The sequence below is a fragment of the Herbaspirillum frisingense GSF30 genome (genome assembly GCF_000300975.2).
GTDB classification, from domain to species: domain Bacteria; phylum Pseudomonadota; class Gammaproteobacteria; order Burkholderiales; family Burkholderiaceae_D; genus Herbaspirillum; species Herbaspirillum frisingense.
In genome coordinates this window covers 21094-43266 of sequence record NZ_AEEC02000011.1, presented here as the reverse complement: position 1 = coordinate 43266, position 22173 = coordinate 21094, and the positions used below count along the sequence as shown (strand labels likewise).

At 65.4% G+C, this 22173-nt stretch carries 19 protein-coding genes; 4 read left to right on the top strand and 15 right to left on the bottom strand.

Going from position 1 to position 22173, the window contains the following annotated elements; all coding sequences use genetic code 11:
* Positions 1–55: 55 nt before the first annotated feature.
* The 15 genes from ileS to HFRIS_RS09735 all read right to left on the bottom strand — a co-directional run bounded on the left by ileS (position 56) and on the right by HFRIS_RS09735 (position 17413).
* Positions 56–2950, bottom strand: coding sequence for an isoleucine--tRNA ligase (gene ileS / locus HFRIS_RS09805; RefSeq protein WP_006463155.1), 2895 nt, complete (start codon positions 2948–2950; stop codon positions 56–58).
* A gap of 122 nt (positions 2951–3072) precedes the next feature.
* A complete protein-coding gene (locus tag HFRIS_RS09800; protein ID WP_006463154.1) occupies positions 3073–4050 on the bottom strand; it encodes a bifunctional riboflavin kinase/FAD synthetase in 978 nt (325 codons plus the stop codon).
* Between the two features lie 193 nt (positions 4051–4243).
* Entirely contained in the window at positions 4244–4948 is a 705-nt protein-coding gene (locus HFRIS_RS09795) for a GntR family transcriptional regulator (protein ID WP_006463153.1), read from the bottom strand.
* Positions 4949–4982: 34 nt separating this feature from the next.
* On the bottom strand, positions 4983–5360 hold the full coding sequence (hpxZ, locus tag HFRIS_RS09790) for an oxalurate catabolism protein HpxZ (protein ID WP_006463152.1): 378 nt from the start codon (positions 5358–5360) through the stop codon (positions 4983–4985).
* Positions 5357–6040: a cysteine hydrolase family protein gene (locus tag HFRIS_RS09785; protein WP_006463151.1), complete on the bottom strand. Its 684-nt coding sequence runs from the start codon at positions 6038–6040 to the stop codon at positions 5357–5359. Before HFRIS_RS09785 ends, hpxZ begins: the two co-directional genes overlap by 4 nt.
* The gene (locus HFRIS_RS09780; RefSeq protein WP_006463150.1) at positions 6037–7632 is read right to left on the bottom strand and encodes an ABC transporter ATP-binding protein; all 1596 of its coding nucleotides are present in this window, start codon (positions 7630–7632) and stop codon (positions 6037–6039) included. The genes HFRIS_RS09785 and HFRIS_RS09780 overlap by 4 nt, the downstream gene beginning before the upstream one ends.
* 2 nt (positions 7633–7634) lie before the next feature.
* Positions 7635–8330: a biuret amidohydrolase gene (biuH, locus tag HFRIS_RS09775; RefSeq protein WP_006463149.1), complete on the bottom strand. Its 696-nt coding sequence runs from the start codon at positions 8328–8330 to the stop codon at positions 7635–7637.
* 44 nt (positions 8331–8374) lie between these two features.
* On the bottom strand, positions 8375–9295 hold the full coding sequence (locus HFRIS_RS09770; RefSeq protein WP_006463148.1) for an ABC transporter permease: 921 nt from the start codon (positions 9293–9295) through the stop codon (positions 8375–8377).
* Positions 9288–10445 (bottom strand): ABC transporter permease, encoded by a 1158-nt coding sequence (locus HFRIS_RS09765; RefSeq protein ID WP_006463147.1) that lies wholly within the window; start codon positions 10443–10445, stop codon positions 9288–9290. Before HFRIS_RS09765 ends, HFRIS_RS09770 begins: the two co-directional genes overlap by 8 nt.
* Before the next feature lie 22 nt (positions 10446–10467).
* Positions 10468–11565, bottom strand: a complete 1098-nt coding sequence (locus HFRIS_RS09760; protein ID WP_006463146.1) for a BMP family ABC transporter substrate-binding protein — start codon at positions 11563–11565, stop codon at positions 10468–10470.
* 236 nt (positions 11566–11801) lie between these two features.
* On the bottom strand, positions 11802–12659 hold the full coding sequence (locus HFRIS_RS09755; protein ID WP_006463145.1) for an ABC transporter ATP-binding protein: 858 nt from the start codon (positions 12657–12659) through the stop codon (positions 11802–11804).
* On the bottom strand, positions 12656–13501 hold the full coding sequence (locus tag HFRIS_RS09750; protein ID WP_006463144.1) for an ABC transporter permease: 846 nt from the start codon (positions 13499–13501) through the stop codon (positions 12656–12658). The genes HFRIS_RS09755 and HFRIS_RS09750 overlap by 4 nt, the downstream gene beginning before the upstream one ends.
* Before the next feature lie 7 nt (positions 13502–13508).
* Entirely contained in the window at positions 13509–14522 is a 1014-nt protein-coding gene (locus HFRIS_RS09745; RefSeq protein ID WP_006463143.1) for an ABC transporter substrate-binding protein, read from the bottom strand.
* A gap of 39 nt (positions 14523–14561) precedes the next feature.
* Positions 14562–16418, bottom strand: coding sequence for an allophanate hydrolase (atzF, locus tag HFRIS_RS09740; protein WP_006463142.1), 1857 nt, complete (start codon positions 16416–16418; stop codon positions 14562–14564).
* 269 nt (positions 16419–16687) lie between these two features.
* The gene (locus HFRIS_RS09735; protein WP_006463141.1) at positions 16688–17413 is read right to left on the bottom strand and encodes a 16S rRNA (uracil(1498)-N(3))-methyltransferase; all 726 of its coding nucleotides are present in this window, start codon (positions 17411–17413) and stop codon (positions 16688–16690) included.
* Positions 17414–17628: 215 nt separating this feature from the next.
* Here HFRIS_RS09735 and tkt point away from each other — a divergent pair, with 215 nt between their 5' ends.
* From tkt to HFRIS_RS09710, 4 genes are all read left to right on the top strand, one after another.
* Positions 17629–19629, top strand: coding sequence for a transketolase (gene tkt, locus HFRIS_RS09730; RefSeq protein WP_338033737.1), 2001 nt, complete (start codon positions 17629–17631; stop codon positions 19627–19629).
* A 14-nt stretch (positions 19630–19643) separates the two neighbouring features.
* Complete coding sequence (locus HFRIS_RS09725) at positions 19644–20171, top strand: GNAT family N-acetyltransferase (RefSeq protein ID WP_006463139.1); 528 nt, start codon at positions 19644–19646, stop codon at positions 20169–20171.
* 149 nt (positions 20172–20320) lie between these two features.
* Positions 20321–21334 carry a type I glyceraldehyde-3-phosphate dehydrogenase gene (gap, locus tag HFRIS_RS09720; RefSeq protein WP_006463138.1) on the top strand — a complete coding sequence of 338 codons (1014 nt, stop codon included), beginning with the start codon at positions 20321–20323 and terminating at the stop codon, positions 21332–21334.
* A 246-nt stretch (positions 21335–21580) separates the two neighbouring features.
* Positions 21581–22099 carry a hypothetical protein gene (locus HFRIS_RS09710; RefSeq protein WP_039875190.1) on the top strand — a complete coding sequence of 173 codons (519 nt, stop codon included), beginning with the start codon at positions 21581–21583 and terminating at the stop codon, positions 22097–22099.
* The last annotated feature ends 74 nt before the right edge of the window (positions 22100–22173 follow it).

Below are 22173 nucleotides of genomic sequence, written 5' to 3'. Positions count from 1 at the left end.
CTTGCAAGGCCGTCCTGCTTGGATCAGGTGATCAGGCGATCAGGCGATCAGGTCATCAGGCGAAGCGACGCTTCTCGCCCTGGCCGAACAGGTTGCTGACGCAGCGGCCGCACAGGCCGGGATGCTCGGGATGAGACCCGACATCGGCGCGATAGTGCCAGCAACGTTCACATTTCTGCTGGGTCGAGGGCGTGACCACCACGCCTTCTTCCTCAGCGCTGGCCACGCGGGTCACGCTGGCTGCGGAGGTGATGAGCACGAACTTGAGGTCTTCACCCAGGCTCTCCAGCAGATCGGCCTTCTCGCCCGACACCTTCAGTTCCACCTCGGCCTGCAGGGAAGAACCGATGCTGCCGGCGATACGCACTTCTTCCAGTTGCTTGGTGACGGCGGCGCGCACTTCGTGCAGCACTGCGAACTTGGCCAGCAGGGCTTCGGCATCGCCCACTTCCGGCAGCGCGTAGTAGGTCTGCGAGAAGATGGTCTCGCCGCTGGCCTCGAAGGCTTCCTTGCCGGCAAAGAAGCTCCAGGCTTCTTCGGCGGTGAAGGACAGGATCGGTGCCATCAGGCGCAGCAGCGACTGGGTGATGTGCCAGACAGCGGTCTGGGCCGAACGACGCGCCGCCGAATCCACGCCGCTGGTGTAGAGGCGATCCTTGAGGATGTCCAGATAGAAGCCGCCCAGGTCTTCCGAGCAGTACATCTGCAGCTTGGCCACCACCGGGTGGAATTCATAGGACTCGAAGTGCGCCAGTACCTCGCCTTGCAGGCGCGCCATGTTGGCGATGGCGTAGCGGTCGATCTCCAGCAGCTCGGCCACCGGCACGGCGTGCTGCGCCGGGTCGAAGTCGGCCGTGTTGGCCAGCAGGAAGCGCAGGGTATTGCGGATGCGGCGATAGGCTTCCACCACGCGCTTCAGGATTTCGTCCGAGATCGACAGTTCGCCCGAGTAGTCGGTCGAGGCCACCCACAGGCGCAGGATTTCCGCGCCCAGCGAGTCCGAGACCTTCTGCGGGGCCACTACGTTGCCCTTGGACTTGGACATCTTCTTGCCCTCGCCATCGACCACGAAGCCGTGCGTGAGCAGGGCCTTGTAGGGCGCACGGCCATTCAACATGGACGAGGTCAGGAGCGACGAGTGGAACCAGCCACGATGCTGGTCCGAGCCTTCCAGGTACAGGTCGGCCGGGAACTGCGACTGCTGGCGGTGCGAGCCACGCAGCACGGTCTGGTGGGTGGTGCCGGAGTCGAACCAGACATCCAGCGTGTCGCGGTTCTTGACGTAGTGCTCGGCATCCTCGCCCAGCAGTTCCTTGGGGTCCAGCGCCTGCCAGGCTTCGATGCCGCTCTTCTCGATACGCTGGGCCACCTGTTCGATCAGCTCCGGCGTGCGCGGATGCAGCTCGCCCGTTTCCTTGTGCACGAAGAAGGCCATCGGTACGCCCCACTGGCGCTGGCGCGACAGGGTCCAGTCCGGACGGTTGGCGATCATGCCGTGCAGGCGTGCCTTGCCCCAGCCGGGGAAGAAGGCGGTGTCCTCGATGCCTTGCAGCGCGGTCTGGCGCAGGCTGGGGCCGCCATCCTTGGGCGTGTTGTCCATGCTGGCGAACCACTGCGAGGTGGCGCGGTAGACGATGGGGGTCTTGTGGCGCCAGCAATGCATGTAGCTGTGGTCGAACATGACCAGCTTGAACAGCGAACCCACTTCTTCCAGCTTGGCGCAGATCGGCTTGGAGGCTTCCCAGATGCTCAGGCCGGCGAACAGCGGCAGCCAGGACGCATAGCGGCCGTCGCCCATGACCGGGTTGAGGATGTCGTCATCCTTCATCCCGTGCGCCTTGCAGGAGATGAAGTCTTCGATACCGTAGGCCGGCGCCGAGTGCACGATGCCGGTACCGCTGTCGGCGGTCACGTATTCACCCAGGTAGACCGGCGAGAGGCGGTCGTAGCCGGCATCGGCCTTGGCCAGCGGATGGTGGAAGCAGATCAGCGACAGCTTCTCGCCGGTGGTGGTGGCGATGATCTTGCCTTCCAGGCCGAAGCGCTGCAGGCAGGATTCGACCAGGTCCTTGGCCAGGATCAGCAGCGTGGCTTCGCCGTTGCGGCTGGTCTCGACCAGCGCGTATTCGAATTCCGGGTGAACATTGAGCGCCTGGTTGGACGGGATGGTCCAGGGCGTGGTGGTCCAGATGACGATGTAGCCGTGGCGGGTCGGCAGGTCTGCCAGGCCGAAGGCGGTGGCCAGCTTGTCGTGTTCGGCGAAGGGGAAGCCGACATCGATGGCCGGGTCGCGCTTGTCCTGGTATTCCACTTCCGCCTCGGCCAGGGCCGAGCCGCAATCGAAGCACCAGTTCACGGGCTTCAAGCCACGATAGACATAGCCCTTCTCCAGGATCGTGCCGAGCGCGCGCAGCTCATCGGCTTCGTTGGAGAAGTTCATGGTCTTGTACGGGTTGTCCCATTCACCCAGCACGCCCAGGCGGATGAAGTCGGCCTTCTGGCGCTCGATCTGCTCGCCGGCGTAGGCACGCGCCTTGGCCTGCACTTCGGCCACCGGCAGGTTCTTGCCGAACTGCTTCTCGATCTGGATTTCGATGGGCATGCCGTGGCAATCCCAGCCCGGCACGTATTGCGCGTCGAAGCCGGCCATGTTGCGGGCCTTGACGATCATGTCCTTCAAGATCTTGTTGACGGCGTGGCCGATGTGGATGTCGCCGTTGGCATACGGCGGACCGTCATGCAGGATGAACTTGGGACGGCCGGCCGACGCCTTGCGGATACGTTCGTAGACCTTCTTCTCCTGCCATTGCTTGACCCATTGCGGCTCGCGCTTGGCCAGGTCGCCGCGCATGGGGAAGGCGGTCTCGGTCATGTTGACCGGGTATTTGGAGGGCGCCTTGCCGGCTTTTTCCGGTTTGCCGGGCTTGGCGGAGTTGTCGTTGCTGGACATGAGAAAGCTTTCCTTGGATGCAGTTTGATTCTGGCGCCGGGCGTGCTGACATGCGCGCTGGCGAAATGCGGATGGGGCGGCTGGACGACGGCGGGAGCGCTGCTCCGGCCATCGCCCAGCGTTCAAATTCGGTCGGTGGCCGAGACGGCGAAGCCGGCGTTCTCGCGGAACCAGGCGCGGGCATGGTCGACGTCGCGGGCGATGGCGGTGGTCAGTGTGGGCAGGTCCACGTACTTTTCCTCGTCGCGCAGCTTCTGCAGGAACTCGACCCGCACCAGCTTGCCGTAGCAATCGCCCTGGAAGTCCAGCAGGTGGGTTTCCAGCAGGACCCGCCCGCTGTCATCCACGGTCGGACGCACGCCCAGGCTGGCCACGGCCGGCAGCGCTTGTTCGGCCAGGCCATGTACCTGTACCACGAAGATGCCCGACAGCGCCGGACGCTTGTGGCCCACGCGCATGTTCAGGGTGGGGAAGCCGATGGTGCGGCCCAGTTTCTTGCCATGGACCACGCGCCCGCTGATGGCGTAGGGGTGGCCCAGCAACTGGCGCGACAGGTCGAAGTCGCCCTCGGCCAGTGCCGCCCGCACGGCCGAAGATGAGATGCGCACACCGGCATTGGTCACCGTCGGCAGGGCATGGACCTCGAAGCCATGCTGGCGGCCGGCCTCGATCAGGGTGTCCAGGGTACCGGCGCGGCGCGCGCCGAAGCAGAAGTCGTCGCCCACCATCAGCCAGCGCACATGCAGGCCCTGTACCAGGATCTTCTCGATGAAGTCCTGCGGGGAGAGCGCGGCGAAGTGGCTGCCGAAATGCTCCACGACCACGCGGTCGATGCCGGAGTCGGCCAGCGATTGCAGCTTGTCGCGCAGGTTGGCGATGCGCGCCGGGGCGCGTTCAGGGGTGCCGGCCAGCTGGGCGAAGAATTCACGCGGATGCGGTTCGAAGGTCATCACCGCCGCGTCCAGGCCCAGTTTGCCGGCGGCCTCGCGCACGCGTGCCAGCAGGGCCTGGTGGCCCAGATGCACGCCGTCGAAATTGCCGATGGTCAGCGCGCACGGGGCGCGCGATTCGGCTGTGGGAAGTCCGCGAAATACCTTCATTGAGCCGCTGGAGAGATGCGCTGTTACAAAAGCCTTCCATTATAAATGGTTTCGGAGGCTTTCCCTGATTTGGTGGCGGGATCGGGGGGATCAAGCGCCTGCTTGCGCATCTCAGGAAGCTTTTTTCACATTTCCCAATAGAAATGTTGCTTTTCGTGCATGCCTGGCAAGTCTTGTCTCGGCCTGGCCAAGTTCAGCGCAGGGCCGGCACCGCTTCCGGCTCCTGCAACTGGCGCGCCTCGGCCAGCATCCAGATGGTGATCTTGCGCACCTCCAGCTTGCTCTGGGTGATGTGGGCGCGCAGCAGGATCTGTGCCTCGGTGGCGCGACGCTTGGCCACCAGCTGCAGGATCTTGCCGTGTTCCTCGTAGGTGGCATCGACGCGCTTCTTCTTGAGGAAGTCCAGGCGGCGCACGATGCGGATCTTTTCGGTGACCTCGGTATGGACCCGGGTCATCTCGTGGTTGCCGGCGGCGGCCACCAGGTTGGTATGGAAGGCTTCATCCAGTTCGGCCACCTGCACCGCGTCGGCGAGCCGGTCTTCCGGCTGCACCAGCCAGATCGCGTTCAGCTGTTCCAGGCCGGCGCCGGGCTCTTCCTGGCTGCACAGCTTTTCCAGCGCCGCCATCTCCAGCACGATGCGCAGGTCGTAGAGATTGTCGAGCCGGTCGAAATCGATGGGGCAGACCTTCCAGCCGCGCCGGAAGCCCACCTCCAGATAGCCCTCGCGCTGCAGCCGGAACAGCGCATCCCGTAGTGGCGTGCGCGATACGCCCTGGCGCTGCGCCATCTCGGTCTCGGTGAAATTGTCGCCGGGCAGCAGGCGGAAGCTGAAGATGTCGTCCTTGATCCGGTGATAGACCTGTTCGGCGAGCGGATTGGCAACGGTGACGGTCATGGCGCGGGCATTCTGGTGTTCTCGGGAGGCGGTCTCATGCCATCAGGCTGACGTGGGCGGCGACGATGCGCCAGCCTTCTTCCATGCGGACCCAGGTCTGCATCTGACGGCCGATCCGGTCGGACGTGTGGTCCGTGAATTCGGTGGAGACGGTAGCATAGTCGGTGCCGAAGGTAGTGACAACGGTACGCTGCAGCTTGCGCGAGGCCGGTACCGGGGTGCAGGTCTTGCGGTACTGGCGGATCGCCTCACCACCCAGCAGTACCTCGCCCACGCCATAGCGCACCGTCTGCGGCGCATACCAGAACCAGCGGTCCAGGGTGGGGATGTCATTGACCAGCAAGGCGTATTCGTAATCGGTGAAGGCCTGTTCGACCTCGGCTACCACATGGGGCAGGTTCACTTGCATCATGGATTGTCTCCTGTGTAGGCAGCCACGCCGGCCTGCAGTTGCGCCAGCGGGGCACGCCAGCCGACGATGCCGCCCTGGGCCGTCAGCATCCCCAGCGTGGTGCGATGGAAGTCGGGGAAGTAGCTGGCGCAGGCATCCTCGATCACCAGGCATTCATAGCCACGGTCATTGGCCTCGCGCATCGAGGTCTGCACGCAGACCTCGGTGGTCACGCCGGCCACCAGCAGGTGGGTGATGCGACGCTCCTGCAGTTGTGCATGCAGGTCGGTGGCGTAAAAGGCGCCCTTGCCGGGTTTGTCGATGACCAGTTCGCCCTCCACCGGCGCCAGTTGCGGCAGGATCTGGTTGCCCGGCTCGCCTTGCACCAGGATGCGGCCCATCGGCCCGACATCGCCGATGCCCAGCGTCGGGTTGCCGCGCAGGCGCTTGGAGCGCGGGCAGTCCGACAGATCCGGCAGGTGCGATTCGCGGGTATGCACCACCAGCATGCCGGCCTCGCGTGCCAGCTGCAGCAGCGCCGCCACGATCGGCACGATGGCCGCCAGCGGCCGCACGTCATTGCCGAGGGCGCTGCCGAAGCCGCCTTCCTCGATGAAGTCGCGCTGCATGTCGATCACCACCAGCGCCGTGCTGCGCGGGTGGAACTGGTAAGGGTAGGGCGTGGCGTCGATACGGATCATGCGGCCTCGGCGTGAGTGGGTTGTTCGGAGTGGCCGGCCATCCAGCGGCCCAGCGCGGCGCGGTCGGCGCCCCGGGTGGCGACATCCTGTGCCACATGCACGATGCGGCCTTCGGTCATCACCAGGATGCGGTCGGACAGCTCCAGCAATTCGTCCAGGTCTTCGCTCACCAGCAACACCGCTGCTCCGCGTGCGCGGGCTTGCAGCAGGCGGGCGTGGATGTCGGCCACCGAGGCGAAGTCCAGGCCGAACACCGGGTTGGCCACGATCAGTACATTGGGCGCCGTGGCGTTGTCGCCGTGATTGGCATCGCCAGCGGCCGCATGCTCGCCCAGTTCGCGGGCCAGCACGGCGCGCTGCACGTTGCCACCGGAGAGCGTGCCGATGGCGCGTTCCGGCAACGGCGGCTTGACGTTGAAGGCACTGATGAGCGACTGCGCCTGGCGCTTCATGGCGGCGCGGTCGATGCGCCAGCCACCGCGCTTGAAGGGAGCGACGTCGAAGTTGCGCAGCGCCATGTTCTCGGCCACGCTCATGCCCGGGATGCAGGCATTGCGCAGCGGTTCTTCCGGCAACGCGAACACGCGCAGGCGGCGCATCTCGGCGCGGGTGGCGGCGTAGGGTGCGCCGGCTACGTGGATCTCGCCCTGCAGGTGACGGCGCTGGCCCAGCAGGGCTTCCACCAGTTCCTTCTGGCCATTGCCGGAGATGCCGGCCAGCCCCACGATCTCGCCCTGCCTGACCTGCAACGACAAGGCCCGCACCGCCGCCACGCCACGATCATTGTTGACCGTGAGATCGCGCACCTCCAGTCCCACCGACGCCTGCGCCGGCACCGCAGGGCGCGCCACCTGCGCCTTTTCCTGGCGGGCATGGCCCATCATCCAGTGCGCCAGCTCGTCCGGACTGGTATCGGCCACGCGGGCGCTGCCCACCAGCCGGCCCTTGCGCAACACGGTGACATCGTCGGCATAGGCGCTCACTTCATGGAACTTGTGGGTGATCATCAGCACCGTCAGCTCCTGCTGGCGGGTCAGGGCGTGCATCAGGCCCAGCACTTCGTCGGCCTCCTGGGGCGTGAGCACCGAGGTCGGCTCATCCAGGATCAGGAAGCGACGCCGCAGATAGAGTTGCTTGAGGATCTCCAGCTTCTGTTTTTCGCCGGCCGAGAGGCTGCTCACCGCCCGGTCCAGCGCCAGCCGGAAGGGCATGCGCGCCATGAATTCTTCCAGTGCTGCGCGCTCGCTGCCCCAGCGGATGCGCCAGGGCAGGTCGCCCCGCGCCAGCAGCAGGTTTTCAGCCACGTTCAGGCTGGGCGCCAGCGTGAAGTGCTGATAGACCATGCCGATGCCCAACTGGCTGGGCGTGCGCGCACCACGGATGTCCACCTCGCGCCGGTCGGCCATCACGCTGCCCTGGTCGAGCGGGCTATACCCCACCAGACCCTTGACCAGCGTGCTCTTGCCGGCGCCGTTCTCCCCCAGCAGGGCATGGATGGTGCCGGCGCGAATCTTCAGCGACACCTCGTCCAGCGCCCGGAAGCTGCCGAAGGACTTGCCGGCGCCGAGGATTTCCAGCTCAAGCGCGTGCATGATCAGGCCCCGATCACATCGATCAGCGCGGCCGAATCCGAGACCGCGCCGAAGACGCCACCCTGCATCTTGATCATCGACAGCGCTGCCAGGTGGTTGTTGTGGTCGGTGGCGCCACAGCAGTCGGACAGCATCACGCATTCGAAGCCACGGTCATTGGCCTCGCGCATGGTGGTGTGCACGCAGACATCGGTGGTGATGCCGGTCAGCACGATGTTGCGGATGCCCCGGGTGTGCAGGATCATTTCCAGGTCGGTGGCGCAGAAGGAGCCCTTGCCGGGTTTGTCGATGATGATCTCGCCAGCGATGGGCGCCAGTTCCGGGATGATTTCCCAGCCCGGCTCGCCGCGCACCAGGATGCGGCCGCAGGGACCGGCGTCGCCGATGCCCACGCCATTGGTACCGATCTGGCGCGAGCGCCAGCGCTTGTTGGCAGGCAGGTCGGAGAGGTCGGGGCGGTGGCCTTCGCGGGTGTGGATGATGGTGTAGCCACCGGCGCGCATGGCGGCCAGCACGCGCTTGATCGGCTCAATCGGTGCACGCGTGAGCGAGAGGTCGTAACCCATCTTGTCGACGTAACCGCCGATGCCGCAGAAATCGGTCTGCATGTCGATGACAATGAGCGCGGTATTGGCCGGGGTCAGGGCGCCATCGTAGGGCCAGGCATAGGGTTCGGCCTTGATGAAGAGTTCGGGCATGGTGGCTCCTAGCTTGATTATCGGGATTGTCGGGATTGTCGGGATTATCGGGTCAGGCTCAGTTCGCCCGGGGCGCTGGACAGCGTGCGGTCGGGACGGCAGGTGAGGATCATGATCAAGAGCGTCAGCGCATAGGGCGCCGCATTGAAGAGGTAGTAACCGGAGGTCACGCCCACTGCCTGCAGCGCCGGGCCCAGTGCGCCGGCTGCGCCGAACAGCAGCGCCGCCAGCAGGCAGCGCCAGGGTTGCCAGCGCGCGAAGATCACCAGCGCCACTGCCATCAGGCCCTGGCCGCTGGAGAGACCTTCGTTCCAGCTGCCGGGGTAGTACAGCGAGAGATAGGCGCCGCCCACCGCTGCCAGGAATCCGCCTGCGGCGGTGGCTGCAATACGCGTGCCGGTCAGGCGATAACCCAGGGCGCGGGCGGTTTCGGCATGGTCGCCCACCAGCCGCAGCGCCAGCCCCCAGCGCGTGGCCGACAGGCCCCATTGCAGCAGCAGGGCCAGCGCCACGCCGACGAAGAACAGCGCATTGATCTGCAGGGCGTGGTGCAAGCGCTCATTGCTGCTCCAGGCGCCCAGGTCGATGGAAGGCAGCATCGGCGCCTGCGGCTGGATGAAGGGCTTGCCCAGGAAGAAGGCCAGGCCGGTGCCCAGCAGCATCAAGGCAATGCCGAAGGCGATGTCGTTGACCCGTGGCAGCGAGCACACCACCCCGTGCAGCACCCCCAGCAGCAAGCCCGAACAGCCCGCCGCCAGCACCCCCAGCCAGGCCGAGCCGGTGTAGAAGGAGGCCGCATAGCCGGTCATGGCGCCGCAGACCAGGATGCCTTCCAGCCCCAGGTTCACGCGCCCGCCTTTTTCGGTGAGGCATTCGCCCAGGCTGACGAAGAGGAAGGGCGTGCCGACCCGGATCGCCCCGGCGAACAGCGCCAGCAGCAGGGTCGCATAGTCGAAGTCATGCATGGCGGGACTCCTTGCTCGGGAGGGTTGGCGCCGCCTGCTGCCAGCGCAGCTTCAGGGCGGCCAGGCGGCCGGTGATGGATTCCCAGGCCAGCAGGTTGCAGAACAGCAGGCCCTGCAGCACCAGCGTGGTGGCGTCGGGCAGGTCCAGTCGGCGTTGCAGCAGGCTGCCGCTGGCTTCCACGCCACCGATGACGATTGCGCAGACGATGATGGCCAGCGGATTCTGGCGCGCCGCGAAGGCCACCAGGATGCCCGAGAAACCATAGCCGGCCAGCAGCGCGCTGGTGGCGCTGCCCTGCACCGCGCTGACCTCGAACATGCCCGCCAGTCCGGCCGCCGCGCCCCCCAGCGCGCAGGCCGTGAGCACCAGGCGATTGACCGACAGCCCCACCAGCCGTGCCGTGCGCACATTGCCGCCCACCACGCCCATGGCAAAGCCGGACACGCTATGGCGCAGGAAGACCCAGGCCGCGATACAGGCGATGGCGCCCCAGGCCAGGCCCCAATGCACTTCCAGCCCCGGCAGCGAACCCACCAGGTAGGGGTCGGGCAAGGGCAGGGTGGAGGGCTTGTTCAGGCTGGCCGGGTCGCGCAGGGGGCCTTCCACCAGATGCTTGAACACCGCCACCGCGAGATAGGACAGCAACAGGCTGGAGATCGTCTCGTTGACACCGCGCCACTGGCGCAGCCCACCACACAGGGCGATCCACAGGCCACCGGCCAGCATGGCGGCTACGGCCATGAGCACCAGCATCACCAGCGCCGGCAGGCCCGGCAGCAGTTGCGGCATCACCGCCGCCGCCAGTCCGCCCAGCGCCAGTGCGCCCTCGCCACCGATGACGATCAGGCCCACCCGCGCCGGCAAGGCCACGCACAGGGCAGTCAGCAGCAGGGGCGCGGCACGTTGCAAGGTGTTCTGCCAGGCGAACAGGGTACCGAAGGCACCCTGGTAGATCAGCAGGCAGGCATCGCCCGCCGGCTTGCCTTGCACCAGCAGGAACAGCACGAACAACAGCAGCGTGCCGGCCAGGGCGCACAAGGTCGGCAGGGCCGGCGCCACGCCATTGAGCAGGGCCGACCGCAGCCTGCGCCAGGGCGAGGCCGTCGGTCCGGTCGGCGCAGCCACGCCGGGAGCGGGGAGGGTAGTCATGGTGCCGTCCTGCGTGCTCGCGTCAGACCTGGCCGACCACGCCGGCCACCAGGTAATTCATCTTCTCCAGCGCCACATCGGTCTGGACCTGGGTGGTGCCGGCCGGGATCACGGTATTGCCCTTGTTGTCCTTGATCGGTCCCTTGAAGATCTGGAACTTGCCGGCCAGCATCTGGGCCTTGATCTCATCGGCCTTCTTCTTGGCCGGGGCGCTCACGGCTGCGCCATAGGGAGACATCTTCACGAAGTTGTCCTTCAGGCCGCCGCGCAGGAAGTTGATCATGGGCTTGCCTTCCAGCGTGGCCTTGACGATCTCGGTATAGGGCGTGGCCCAGTTCCACTCGGCGCCGGTGAGATAACCCTTGGGCGCCAGCGAAGCCTGGCTGGCGTGATAGCCGGTGGTCATGATGCCGCGCTTCTCGGCGGTCTCGACGATCACCTTGGGGCCGTCGACGTGGCAGGTGATGACGTCGCAACCCTGGTCGATGAGGCTGTTGGCGGCTTCGGCTTCCTTCACCGGCAGCGACCAGTCACCGGTGAAGATGACGTGGCAGGTGATGGAAGGGTCGACCGACTGCGCGCCCAGGGTGAAGGCGTTGATGTTGCGCAGCACCTGCGGAATGGGCTTGGCGGCGATGAAGGCCAGCTTCTTGCTCTTGCTCATGTGGCCGGCCACTACGCCGGAGAGGTATTCGCACTCCTCGATGTAGCCGAAGAAGCTGCCCACGTTCATCGGGTGCTTGCCGGCGGTCCACAGGCCGCCACAGTGGGCGATGCGCACCTTGGGATATTTCTCGGCGATCTTCAGGACATGCGGGTCGAAGTAGCCGAAGGAGGTCGGGAACAGCAGGGTGGCGCCATCCTGCTGGATCATGGCTTCCATGGTCTTTTGCACGGCCACGGTCTCGGGGACCTTTTCTTCTTCGATCACCTTCACGCCCGGCATCTTCTTGATGATGGCGGCGGCTTGCGCATGCGACTGGTTGTAGCCGAAGTCATCGCGCGCGCCGACATAGATGAAGCCCACGGTCAGGGGACCTGCGGCCAGCAGGTCAAGCGGGAAGGCGGCGCCCAGGGCGGCGGCTCCGGACAGTTTCAGAAAATCGCGGCGGTTTTTCATGTTGTTGCGCTCCAGTCAGAACGTGGGTGGTTGGGAATGGCAATATCGCTCGGGGTAATTTGCAGTGCCTGCTGTCAACACTAACTGCGGCCTGACTACTGGCTACTGGCCGTTCGGACTGAGTAGGCCCTTCAGGGCCGTATCGAAGGCGCGCCTTCGATACGCGGCGTGGCCGCTACTCAGGACGAAAGGGAGTCACGGCGCCCTTTCTCGAAACAATCGTCTTCTTGCATTGCTCAGGACAGCGCCAGCGTTCCCGGCGCCTGCATCCGCGCCGGTTTGCGCACTTCGCGCTGGAAGATTTCCATGGACAGCTTCTTGGCCGCGATGAAGCCCGCCTGCGACAGCGTCTCCACCGTGCGCGGTCGCGCATCCTGGTAATGCAAGATGTCTGCCACCGCCGTCGGGCGCTTGGTCAGCAGCAGGATCTGGTCGGCCAGATAGACCGCTTCTTCCAGGTCGTGCGAGACCAGGACCATGGTGGTGCCGGTCTGCATGAAAACCTGCTGCAGCTTTTCGCGGATGAACAGCGTCATCTCGAAATCCAGTGCCGAGAAGGGTTCGTCCAGAAACAGCACTTCCGGCCCCGGCGCCAGGGCGCGCATGATGGAGGCGGTCTGCTGCTGGCCGCCGGACAGCTCGTAGGGATAGCGCATGAGGTCGAACTTGACGTCGAAGGACGCCACCAGTTCATCGACCCGGTGCTTGATCTCGGCCTTGGACTTGCCTTCCAGCTTCAATGGATAGGCGATGTTGTCGATGGTGCGCTGCCACGGGAACATGGCATCGCGGTAGTTCTGGAACACGTAGCCGATCTTGGTCTGGGCCAGCGACTTGCCGTCGAACAGGATCTGGCCGGCGTCGATGGGGATCAGCCCGGCGATCATGTTGATCAGCGTGGACTTGCCGCAGCCATTGGGGCCGAAGACGGAGACGATCTGCTGCTTGGGGATGTCCAGGTCGAAATTCTCGTACAGGGGCCAGCCGGCGAAATGCTTGGTCAGGCCGCGAATGGTGATATGGGTGCCTGGCGGCCCGGGAAGGAAAGGGGTTTCCGGGGGCAGGTCGATCTTGGGACTGATGACGACGCTCATCTTCCGCTCCAGTGGACGATACGTTTTTCGATGATGATGAAGACCACGTTCAGCACGTATCCGAGGGCGCCGGCCGAGAGGATGGCGGCATACATCTCGCGCACGTTGAGGACCTGCTGGGTATCGATGATGCGGTGACCCAGGCCGTTCTCGGAGCCGATGAACATCTCCGCCACGATCACGATCACCAGCGCCATCGAGACCGCACTGCGCAGACCCACGAAGGTGGCCTGCAGGCTTTCCCACAGCAGCACGTCGCAAAAGATGCGCCAGCGCGACGCCCCCATCACCTTGGCCGCCATGACGCGCTGCTTGCGGGCGTTGAGCACGCCATAGGCGCTGTTGAAGAGCACGATCAGGAAAGCGCCGAAGGCAGCGATGGCGACCTTGTTGATGTCGGAGACGCCGAAGATCAGCAGGAACAGCGGGATCAGCGCCGACGACGGTGTGGAACGGAAGAAGTCGATCAGGAATTCCACGCTGCGGTAGGCGCGTTCATTGCTGCCCAACAGCACCCCGATGGGCACCCCCAGCACCATGGCAATCACGAAGGCCTCCAGCGTGCGCACCACCGTGACGCTGAAGTCCATCAGCAGCGGTCCGCCGGCCAGGCCCTTGAGCATGGCCATGAGCGTAGCTTCGGGCGGCGGCAGCAGGATCGCCTTGATCCAGCCGGCGCGCACCACCAGGTCCCACACCACGAACAGCGCGATGGGGCCGACGATGGGCAAGAGCCGGCCCAGCGCCGGACGCTTGCGCACGACGGTTGGCGGGGGTGGGGGCGAGGTCGCCGTGGGCTTGCTGGCGGCCACGGTCACGGAAGGAGCGACGGTCTCGTTCATGATGGCCTCAGCCCTTGTAGATCAGGTTGTCGACCACGATGCGCTGCGAGAACACACCCTTCTCGACGAACAGATCGTAGAACTTCTGGAAGTAGGCGATATCGCTGGGCTTGAACTCGTTGTAGAGCATGTAGGCCGCCAGCGGCACTTCATTGGTGAGCGAACCCTCGATGGCGGTATAGCCCTTGAGGTAGGTGCGTGCCTGGTCGGGCTTGCTGCGCACCAGTTCGATGCCACGTGCATAGGCGGCGATGTATTTGCGGGCTACCTCGGGATGCTTCTTGATGAATTCCGTGGTCAGCGCTGCCGCACCGCCATGCCAGGGCGCCATCGGGTCGCCCAGGATGTACTTGGCGATCACGCCCGCTTCCAGCACGCGGGTGGTGTTGTTCATGCGGCCGACGGTGCCGGTGGGTTCCAGCGTATAGGCGGCATCGACCTGGCCGGCCGCCAGCGAGGCCACGTGCTGGCCGATGGGCAGTTCCACCACGGTAGCGCCGGTGGCGCCGGCCCGTTCCAGCACGGTCTTGGCCAACGTGACGTTCTGGATGCCGGGGCCAGAGGCGACCTTCTTGCCCTTCAATTCGGCAATCGATTTGACCGGGCTGTCCTTGGGCACCAGGAATTCATCGAGCACGTACTTGGCATTGCTGGGATTGGTGGCGAAGATCTTGAACAGGCCCGGCTGCGCGATCTCGCCGATGGCCAGGTTGCCGGCGCCGGTGCCATTGGCCGAGCCATCGGCACGGCCGGCCAGCATGGCCTCCATCACCTGCTGGGCGCCGGCGAACTTGATGGCCTGCACTTCCAGCCCGGCTTCCTTGAAATAGCCCGCTTCCACGGCGGCGTAGAAGGGCAGGCCGGCGGCCACCGGCCAGTAGCCGATGCGGATCGGTGGCGTCTGCGCGCGCAGGATGGCCGGGGCGCCAGCGATGGCGGTGGTGGCCGCCACCAGACCGGCCCTGGCGATAAAGCGGCGGCGGGTGGTGTCCTGCAGGGGGGAGAGGGTGTTCTTTTTCATGAGCAGCTCCGTGGTGAGGTGTCGGTCGTATCGGTCGTGTCAGTTCAGCGAATCGAGGTAGTGGACCCAGCCGCCGTGGTGGGTGATGTCGGTGGCGCCGGCAATGCCGGCCGGCTCGCAGATGAAGCCCTTGACGCTGCTGCCGTCGGCCAGCTCCACCGTGCCGATGCCCAGCGGTGCCGGAATGGCGGCCACGAAGCCGCCGAACTGGCGCAGCGGCATTTCCCACACTTCCACTGCGATGGCGGCACCATCGCCTTCGGTGCGGGCCAGGCCGGGTTTGGGCGGTGTGGTGCCGGCCAGGGCATACAGCCGGTAGTGGGCGGCGGTGCGGGTGACGGCTACGCGGCGTGCCCCGGCTTCCAGCAATTGCCAGTTCAGCGGCTGGCCGGAAAGGTGGGCGCCGACCACGCAGACCTTGATGGTGCTTTCATTGAAGGGCAGCGGCGCGGCGGCAATCGCATCGGCCTGGGCGGCACCGCCCAGTTGCTGCTGCAGGCGCGCACCAGCCTCGGCCAGCAGGTGGTCGGACCCGGCCGGGCCGATCAGGGTCACACCGGCCGGCAGGCCATCGCGCCGCCACACGCCAGGGATGGCCAGGGCCGCCATGTCCATCAGGTTGACGAAGTTGGTGTAGTAGCCCAGTTGCGAATTGCGCACCACCGGATCAGCCTGGACCTCGGCGATGGTGGGGAAGGTGGTGGTGGTCGGCACCAGCATCAGGTCGCTGCCTTCGAGCAGGTCTTCGGCCTCGCGCCGCAGGTCGGCCAGGCGGTACTGGGCATTGAAGGCGTCCACCGCGTCGTAATTGTCCGACTGGGCGGTGATCTGATGCACCACCGGGTCGATGGCCTGCGGGTTTTCCAGGAAGAAGTCGCCCAGCGCGGCGCGGCGTTCAGCCACCCAGGGGCCCTGGTACAACAGCTGCGCGGCATCGCTGAAGGGGGCGAAGGGAATGCGCGCCAGCGTCACGCCGGGCAGCGCCGCGATCTGCGCCAGGCTGCGCTCCCAGGCTTCCTGGGCGGCCGTGTCGCCGTAGAACTCGCAGACATCAGGAATGGCGATGCGGTAGCCACGGCGCTTCACGCCCAGCATCGCCGGGCGGCGCGAATAACCGTCCTCGGCGTCGTAGCCGGCGGCGCTGTGCAGCACGCGCCAGGCGTCGGCCACGTCGTGGGCGAAGATGGAAATGCAGTCCAGCGTCCGGCAGGCCGGCACCAGGCCACGTCCGCTGATGAGTCCCTTGGTTGGCTTGAGGCCCACCAGATGGTTGAAGGCGGCCGGCACGCGGCCCGAGCCGGCGGTATCGGTTCCCAGCGAAAACATCACCTGTCCCAGCGCCACGGCCACGGCCGAACCGGAACTGGACCCGCCCGAGACATACTGCGGCTTGAGCGCATTGCGCACCGCACCGTAGGGTGAGCGCACGCCCACCAGCCCGGTGGCGAACTGGTCGAGGTTGGTCTTGCCCACCAGCAGGGCGCCGGCGGCCTGCAGGCGCTGCACCACGGTGGCGCTCTCGCTGGCCAGACGGCCGAATTCGGGACAGGCGCCGGTGGTAGACATGTCGGCCACGTCGATGTTGTCCTTGACCGCGAAGGGGATGCCGAACAGCGGCATGGTCTCGAACACCGCCTCGCCCTTGATCTGCAGCATCAGGTCCAGCGCCGCAGCCTGTTGCTTGAGCTGCTTGGGCGGCACCCGGCTGATCCAGACTTCATTGCGACCGGCGCTGTCGATGCGCGCCAGCAGATCGGCCACGGTCTTGCCGGGGGTGCTGCGCCCCTCGCGGTAGGCGGCCAGGGTGGCGGCGATGGTGGGGATGTCCGTACCGGCGCTGGCGTGGATATCGGCGGCTTGGAAGGCAGCTTGTTGCGGGGTCTGGGTGGCGTTCATTTTGGATATTCAAACTTGAATACAAGATTGAATATCTTTAAGCAGAAGCCGTGCCAGGCCATCGTCAGGCGCTGCGGTGGGAGGGGGAAGTCAGGCGGGAAGCGGCTTTGCGGCGGAAATTGCCGCGCGGCAGGATGTCATGGGAGCAACGGCGCAGCTTGTCGATGAGACAAATTGGTGAGGCCTGCGCCGTTTTTGCACCTCAAGTGCGGCGGGTCTGCACGTTTAGGCGGCAGGTCGGCAGATCGGCAAGTCGGGTCAGCCGGAGATTACAGTTCGCCCCATACCGCATTCAGGGCGGCCAGGGCGGCCAGCCCGGCGGTCTCGGTGCGCAGCACGCGGCTGCCCATGGACAGCATCAGCGCGCCCTGGGCGCAGGCCAGGTTTTCTTCTTCCTCGCTGAAGCCGCCTTCCGGGCCGACCACCAGCGTCACTGCCTGCGGCGGGTGATGGCGGGCCCAGCCGGAGAGCGGCTGCTCGCCGCGGGGCGAGAGCAGGATGCGCCGGTGCAGGTCGCTCTGGGCGATCCAGCGCTTGAAGTCGGTCACTTCGGCCAGATGCGGCAGGCGGTTGCGGCCACATTGTTCGGCGGCGGCGTGGATGATGCCTTGCCAGTGGGCCTGCTTCTTCTCGGCGCGTTCGCCCGAGAGCCGTACCACGCAACGTTGGGCGGCCAGCGGCTGGAGGGCGGTGGCGCCCAGTTCCACGGCTTTTTCGATGATCCAGTCCATCTTCGACCCTTCGGGCAGGGCCTGGGCCAGGGTCAGGCCATAGGGCAGCTCGGCTTCGCGCGGGGAAAAGGTCTTGGGTTCGGCGTGGGCGCGCTTCTTCTCGATGGCGGTCAGGCTGGCGGTGTATTCACCTCCTTCGCCATTGAAGAGGGTGATGGTGTCGCCCGGCTGCAGGCGCAGCACCTGCACGTGGTGGGCGATCTGCTCGGGCAGGACCACGGCCGAACCGATCGCCAGGGGGTGCGGGAAATAGAAACGAGGCATGGGGCAGGGTCCTGGGGGCGAGGGAGATCAAGAAAATGCAAGAAACATCGAAAAATCTTGTCAGACGATTCATAGGCCGACCCCGAATTTTAATCCCCCCGACGCACTCTGGTAAAATACGGCCCCGCGCTTGTCCCGGGTATTCCGGGCGGGCGCTTTGGCTTCAGAACCCGATTCATGCGCCAGTCGGCGCCTCCAGCACAGCACACACAGACATCGACATGATTTCCACTCTCCCCACCGACAAGATGGCCAACGCGATCCGCGCGCTGGCGATGGACGCAGTTCAGAAAGCCAATTCCGGTCACCCGGGCATGCCGATGGGGATGGCCGAAATCGCAGTCGCCCTGTGGGCCAAGCACTATCGCCACAATCCGGCCAATCCGCAGTGGGCCAACCGCGACCGCTTCGTGCTCTCCAACGGCCACGGCTCCATGCTGCAGTACGCGCTGCTGCACCTGACCGGCTACGACCTGTCGATGGACGACATCAAGAACTTCCGCCAGCTGCATTCCAAGACTGCCGGCCACCCCGAAGTGCACATCACCCCGGGCGTGGAAACCACCACCGGCCCGCTGGGCCAGGGCATCACCAATGCCGTGGGCATGGCGCTGGCCGAAAAGCTGCTGGCGGCCGAATTCAACAAGCCCGGCCTGTCCGTGGTCGATCATTACACCTACGCCTTCGTCGGCGATGGCTGCCTGATGGAAGGCATCTCGCACGAGGCCTGCTCGCTGGCGGGCGTGCTGAACCTGTCCAAGCTGATCGTGCTGTATGACGACAACGGCATCTCCATCGACGGCCACGTCGAAGGCTGGTTCAAGGACGACACCCCGAAGCGCTTCGAAGCCTACGGCTGGAACGTCATCCCGGCCGTGGACGGCCACAACGTCGAGGCGGTCAGCGCCGCCATCCACCAGGCCAAGCTGGCCGACAAGCCGACCCTGATCTGCTGCCGCACCGTCATCGGCAAGGGTTCGCCCAACCTGGCCGGTACCGACAAGGTGCACGGCGCCGCCCTGGGTGACAAGGAAATCGCTGCCGTGCGCGAAGCGCTGGGCTGGCCCTCTGCTCCCTTCGAGATCCCGGCCGATGTCTACGCCGCCTGGGATGCCAAGGCCACCGGTGCCGACTTCGAATCCAGCTGGAAGCAGACCTTCGATACCTACGCCGCCCAGTTCCCGGCCGAAGCCGCCGAACTGCTGCGCCGCCTGAAGGGCGAACTGCCGGCCGCGTTCGAATCGACGGTGACCGCCTACATCAATTCCACGCTGGAAAAGAAGGAAACCATCGCCACCCGCAAGGCCAGCCAGAACGCCATCCAGGCCTATGCGCAGGCACTGCCGGAATTCCTGGGCGGCTCGGCCGACCTGACCGGCTCGAACCTGACCAACTGGAAGGAATCGGTGGCCGTGCGCGCCGACCAGCGCGGCAACCACATCAACTACGGTGTGCGCGAGTTCGGCATGAGCGCCATGATGAACGGTATCGCCCTGCATGGCGGCTACCTGCCCTTCGGCGCGACCTTCCTGACCTTCTCCGACTACAGCCGCAATGCCCTGCGCATGGCCGCGCTGATGAAGATCCGTTCGCTGTTCGTGTTCACCCACGACTCCATCGGCCTGGGCGAAGACGGCCCCACCCACCAGTCGGTGGAACACGTCTCCAGCCTGCGCCTGATCCCCAACCTGGACAACTGGCGTCCGTGCGACACCACCGAGACCGCGGTGGCCTGGGCCGAGTCGATCAAGCGCAACGATGGTCCCAGCACCCTGATCTTCTCGCGCCAGAACCTGCCCTTCCAGGAGCGTACCGACGCCCAGGTCAAGGACATCGCCCGTGGCGGCTACGTGCTGCGTGATGCGCCCAATGCCAAGGTGGTGCTGATCGCTACCGGTTCCGAAATCGAGCTGGCCACCAAGGCCGCCGATGCGCTGAGCGCCGAAGGCATCGCCGTGCGTATCGTCTCGATGCCCTCGACCGACGTGTTCGACCGCCAGGATTCGGCCTACAAGGCATCGGTGCTGCCGCGTGGCATCCCGCGCGTGGCCATCGAGGCCGGCGTGACCGCCTTCTGGTACAAGTACGTGGGCCTGGAAGGCGCCGTGGTCGGTATCGACACCTTCGGCGAATCGGCACCGGCCGGCGTGCTGTTCAAGCACTTCGGCTTCACCGTCGAAAACGTGGTGGCCAAGGCCAAGGCAGTGCTGGCTTGAGCGCTACGCCAGCCATGAGCGAGCAGGTCCTGATCCGCCTTGCCCGCAAGGGTGATGCGGCGTCCATCGCCGGTGTGCGCATCGACGCCTGGCGTGCCAGCTATCGCGGCCTGGTGCCGGACAGCTACCTCGACCATTTGAAGCCCGAGGAAAGCGTCAAGCTGTGGGAACAGGTGCTGGAAGCCTCCTCGGATGCGGCCTGTACCTTCGTGGCCGAGAGTGGTGGCGAGATCATCGGTTTTGCCTCCGGCATGACGCTGGCCGAAGCCCGCTTCGGCTGCGATGCCGAGCTGACCGCGATCTGCGTGCTGCCCGATGAACAGCGCCGTGGCCTGGGCAAGCGCCTGCTGGCCAATGTCGCGGCCACTCTCATCAGCGCCGGCGCGACCGGCCTGATGGCGTGGGTATTGAGCAAGAACGAAGGCGCCGGGGAATTTTTCGAGTCGCTGGGGGCCGAAAGGCTTTATGAACAAACCTTCACCTGGGATGATGGCAGTGAACTGGACGAAATCGGTTTCGTCTGGCGCCAGCTGAAGTCCTGAGCGTGGATGCGGTAAGAACAAGAACGGCAGGAAGGCCGGAAAAGGCGGAATCATGACCGGGCCAGTGCGCCGCAAGGGCGTAGGCTGACGGGCAGGTCGCTTTACCGGCTATCGGTTTGCATCGATTTTTACTACTTGAGGAGAACAGCATGACCATTCGCGTAGCAATCAACGGTTATGGCCGTATCGGCCGCAATATCCTGCGCGCCCACTACGAAGGCGGCAAGAAGCACGATATCGAAATCGTCGCCATCAACGACCTGGGCGATCCGAAGACCAATGCCCACCTGACCCAGTACGACACCGCCCACGGCAAGTTCCCCGGCACCGTGACCGTCGATGGCGATTCCATCGTCGTCAACGGCGACCGCATCAAGGTGCTGGCCCAGCGCAATCCGGCCGAGCTGCCCTGGGGCGAGCTGGGTGTGGACGTGGTGCTGGAATGCACCGGCTTCTTCACCACCAAGGAAAAGGCCAGCGCCCACATCAAGGGCGGCGCCAAGAAGGTGATCATCTCCGCTCCGGGCGGCAAGGACGTGGACGCCACCGTCGTCTTCGGCGTGAACCACCAGGTGCTGAAGGCGTCCGACACCGTCATCTCCAACGCCTCTTGCACCACCAACTGCCTGGCACCGCTGGTGCAGCCGCTGCACGAAAAGATCGGCCTGGAAACCGGCCTGATGACCACCATCCACGCCTACACCAACGACCAGGTGCTGACCGACGTGTATCACGAAGACCTGCGTCGCGCCCGTTCGGCCACCCAGTCCATGATCCCGACCAAGACCGGCGCTGCTGCCGCGGTCGGCCTGGTGTTGCCGGAACTGAACGGCAAGCTGGACGGTTTCGCCATCCGCGTGCCGACCATCAACGTCTCGCTGGTGGACCTGTCCTTCGTGGCCTCGCGCGACACCACCGTGGAGGAAGTCAATGCCGTCCTGAAGGCCGCTGCAGAAGCCGGTCCGTTGAAGGGCATCCTGACCTACAACACCGAGCCGCTGGTGTCGGTGGACTTCAACCACAACCCGGCATCGTCCAACTTCGACGCCACCCTGACCAAGGTCTCCGGCCGTCTGGTGAAGGTGTCGTCCTGGTACGACAACGAGTGGGGCTTCTCCAACCGCATGCTGGACACGACCGTCGCCCTGGCGACCGCCAAGTAAGGCCTGTCAGTACGCGTGTCAAGGCGCACCGGCCGGGGTTCCCTGGCCGGGAGCGTCAATTTCAGGGCTGTTTCGGCTTCTTTTCCTCGTATGCAAGCCTGCTTGCCGAGGTGAAAATAGACGGATCAGCCTGCAAAAGGATCAGAAGGCTGTTGCGAGCGTCGCTTGCAATGGCCTTTTGTCCGTTTGCCGCCAAGGGCCGCAGGCCCGTCAACAACAAGAGCAACCGACCCAACGAGGGAACGCATGTCAGCAAGCTCATCCCAGGCCCGTCGCCTGTTGGCCAACCTGGCCTTGATATCCGCCGTCAGCCTGTCGCTGTCCGCGTGCGACTATGTCAGCAGCTTCACCAAGCCCAAGCAGACCCCGGAAGAGGCCAAGGCCGAGGGCATCGCGCTGGGCGCCGGCTGCCGCCAGGCCGGCCAGAGCCTGGAAGACTGCTACCAGCGCAATCCCGATGCCCTGAAGGCCGGCATCTTCACCGGCTGGAAGGACATGCACGAATACATGGCGGCCAAGGGCATCCAGACCGTGACGCCGCCGGCGCCGGCACCCGCGGCCGATGCGGCCAAGGATGACGCCAAGGGAAAAGATGGGAAGGACAAGGATGCCAAGGACAGCGATCGCAGCAGCCGTGCCCGCGAACGTGATGCCAATCGCGACAACGCCCGCTCGCGTGACCGCGAAAGCTCCTCGTCCTCCCGCGACAGCAGCACGAGCGATCGTCGCGCCAGCCGCGAAGACAAACAGCCACCCAAGTACTGATCTTCACCTGGCGATCAGTTCGCCTTCAGGAAAGAGGGATGCACCGGCCGGTGCATCCCTTTTTTTTCACTTTT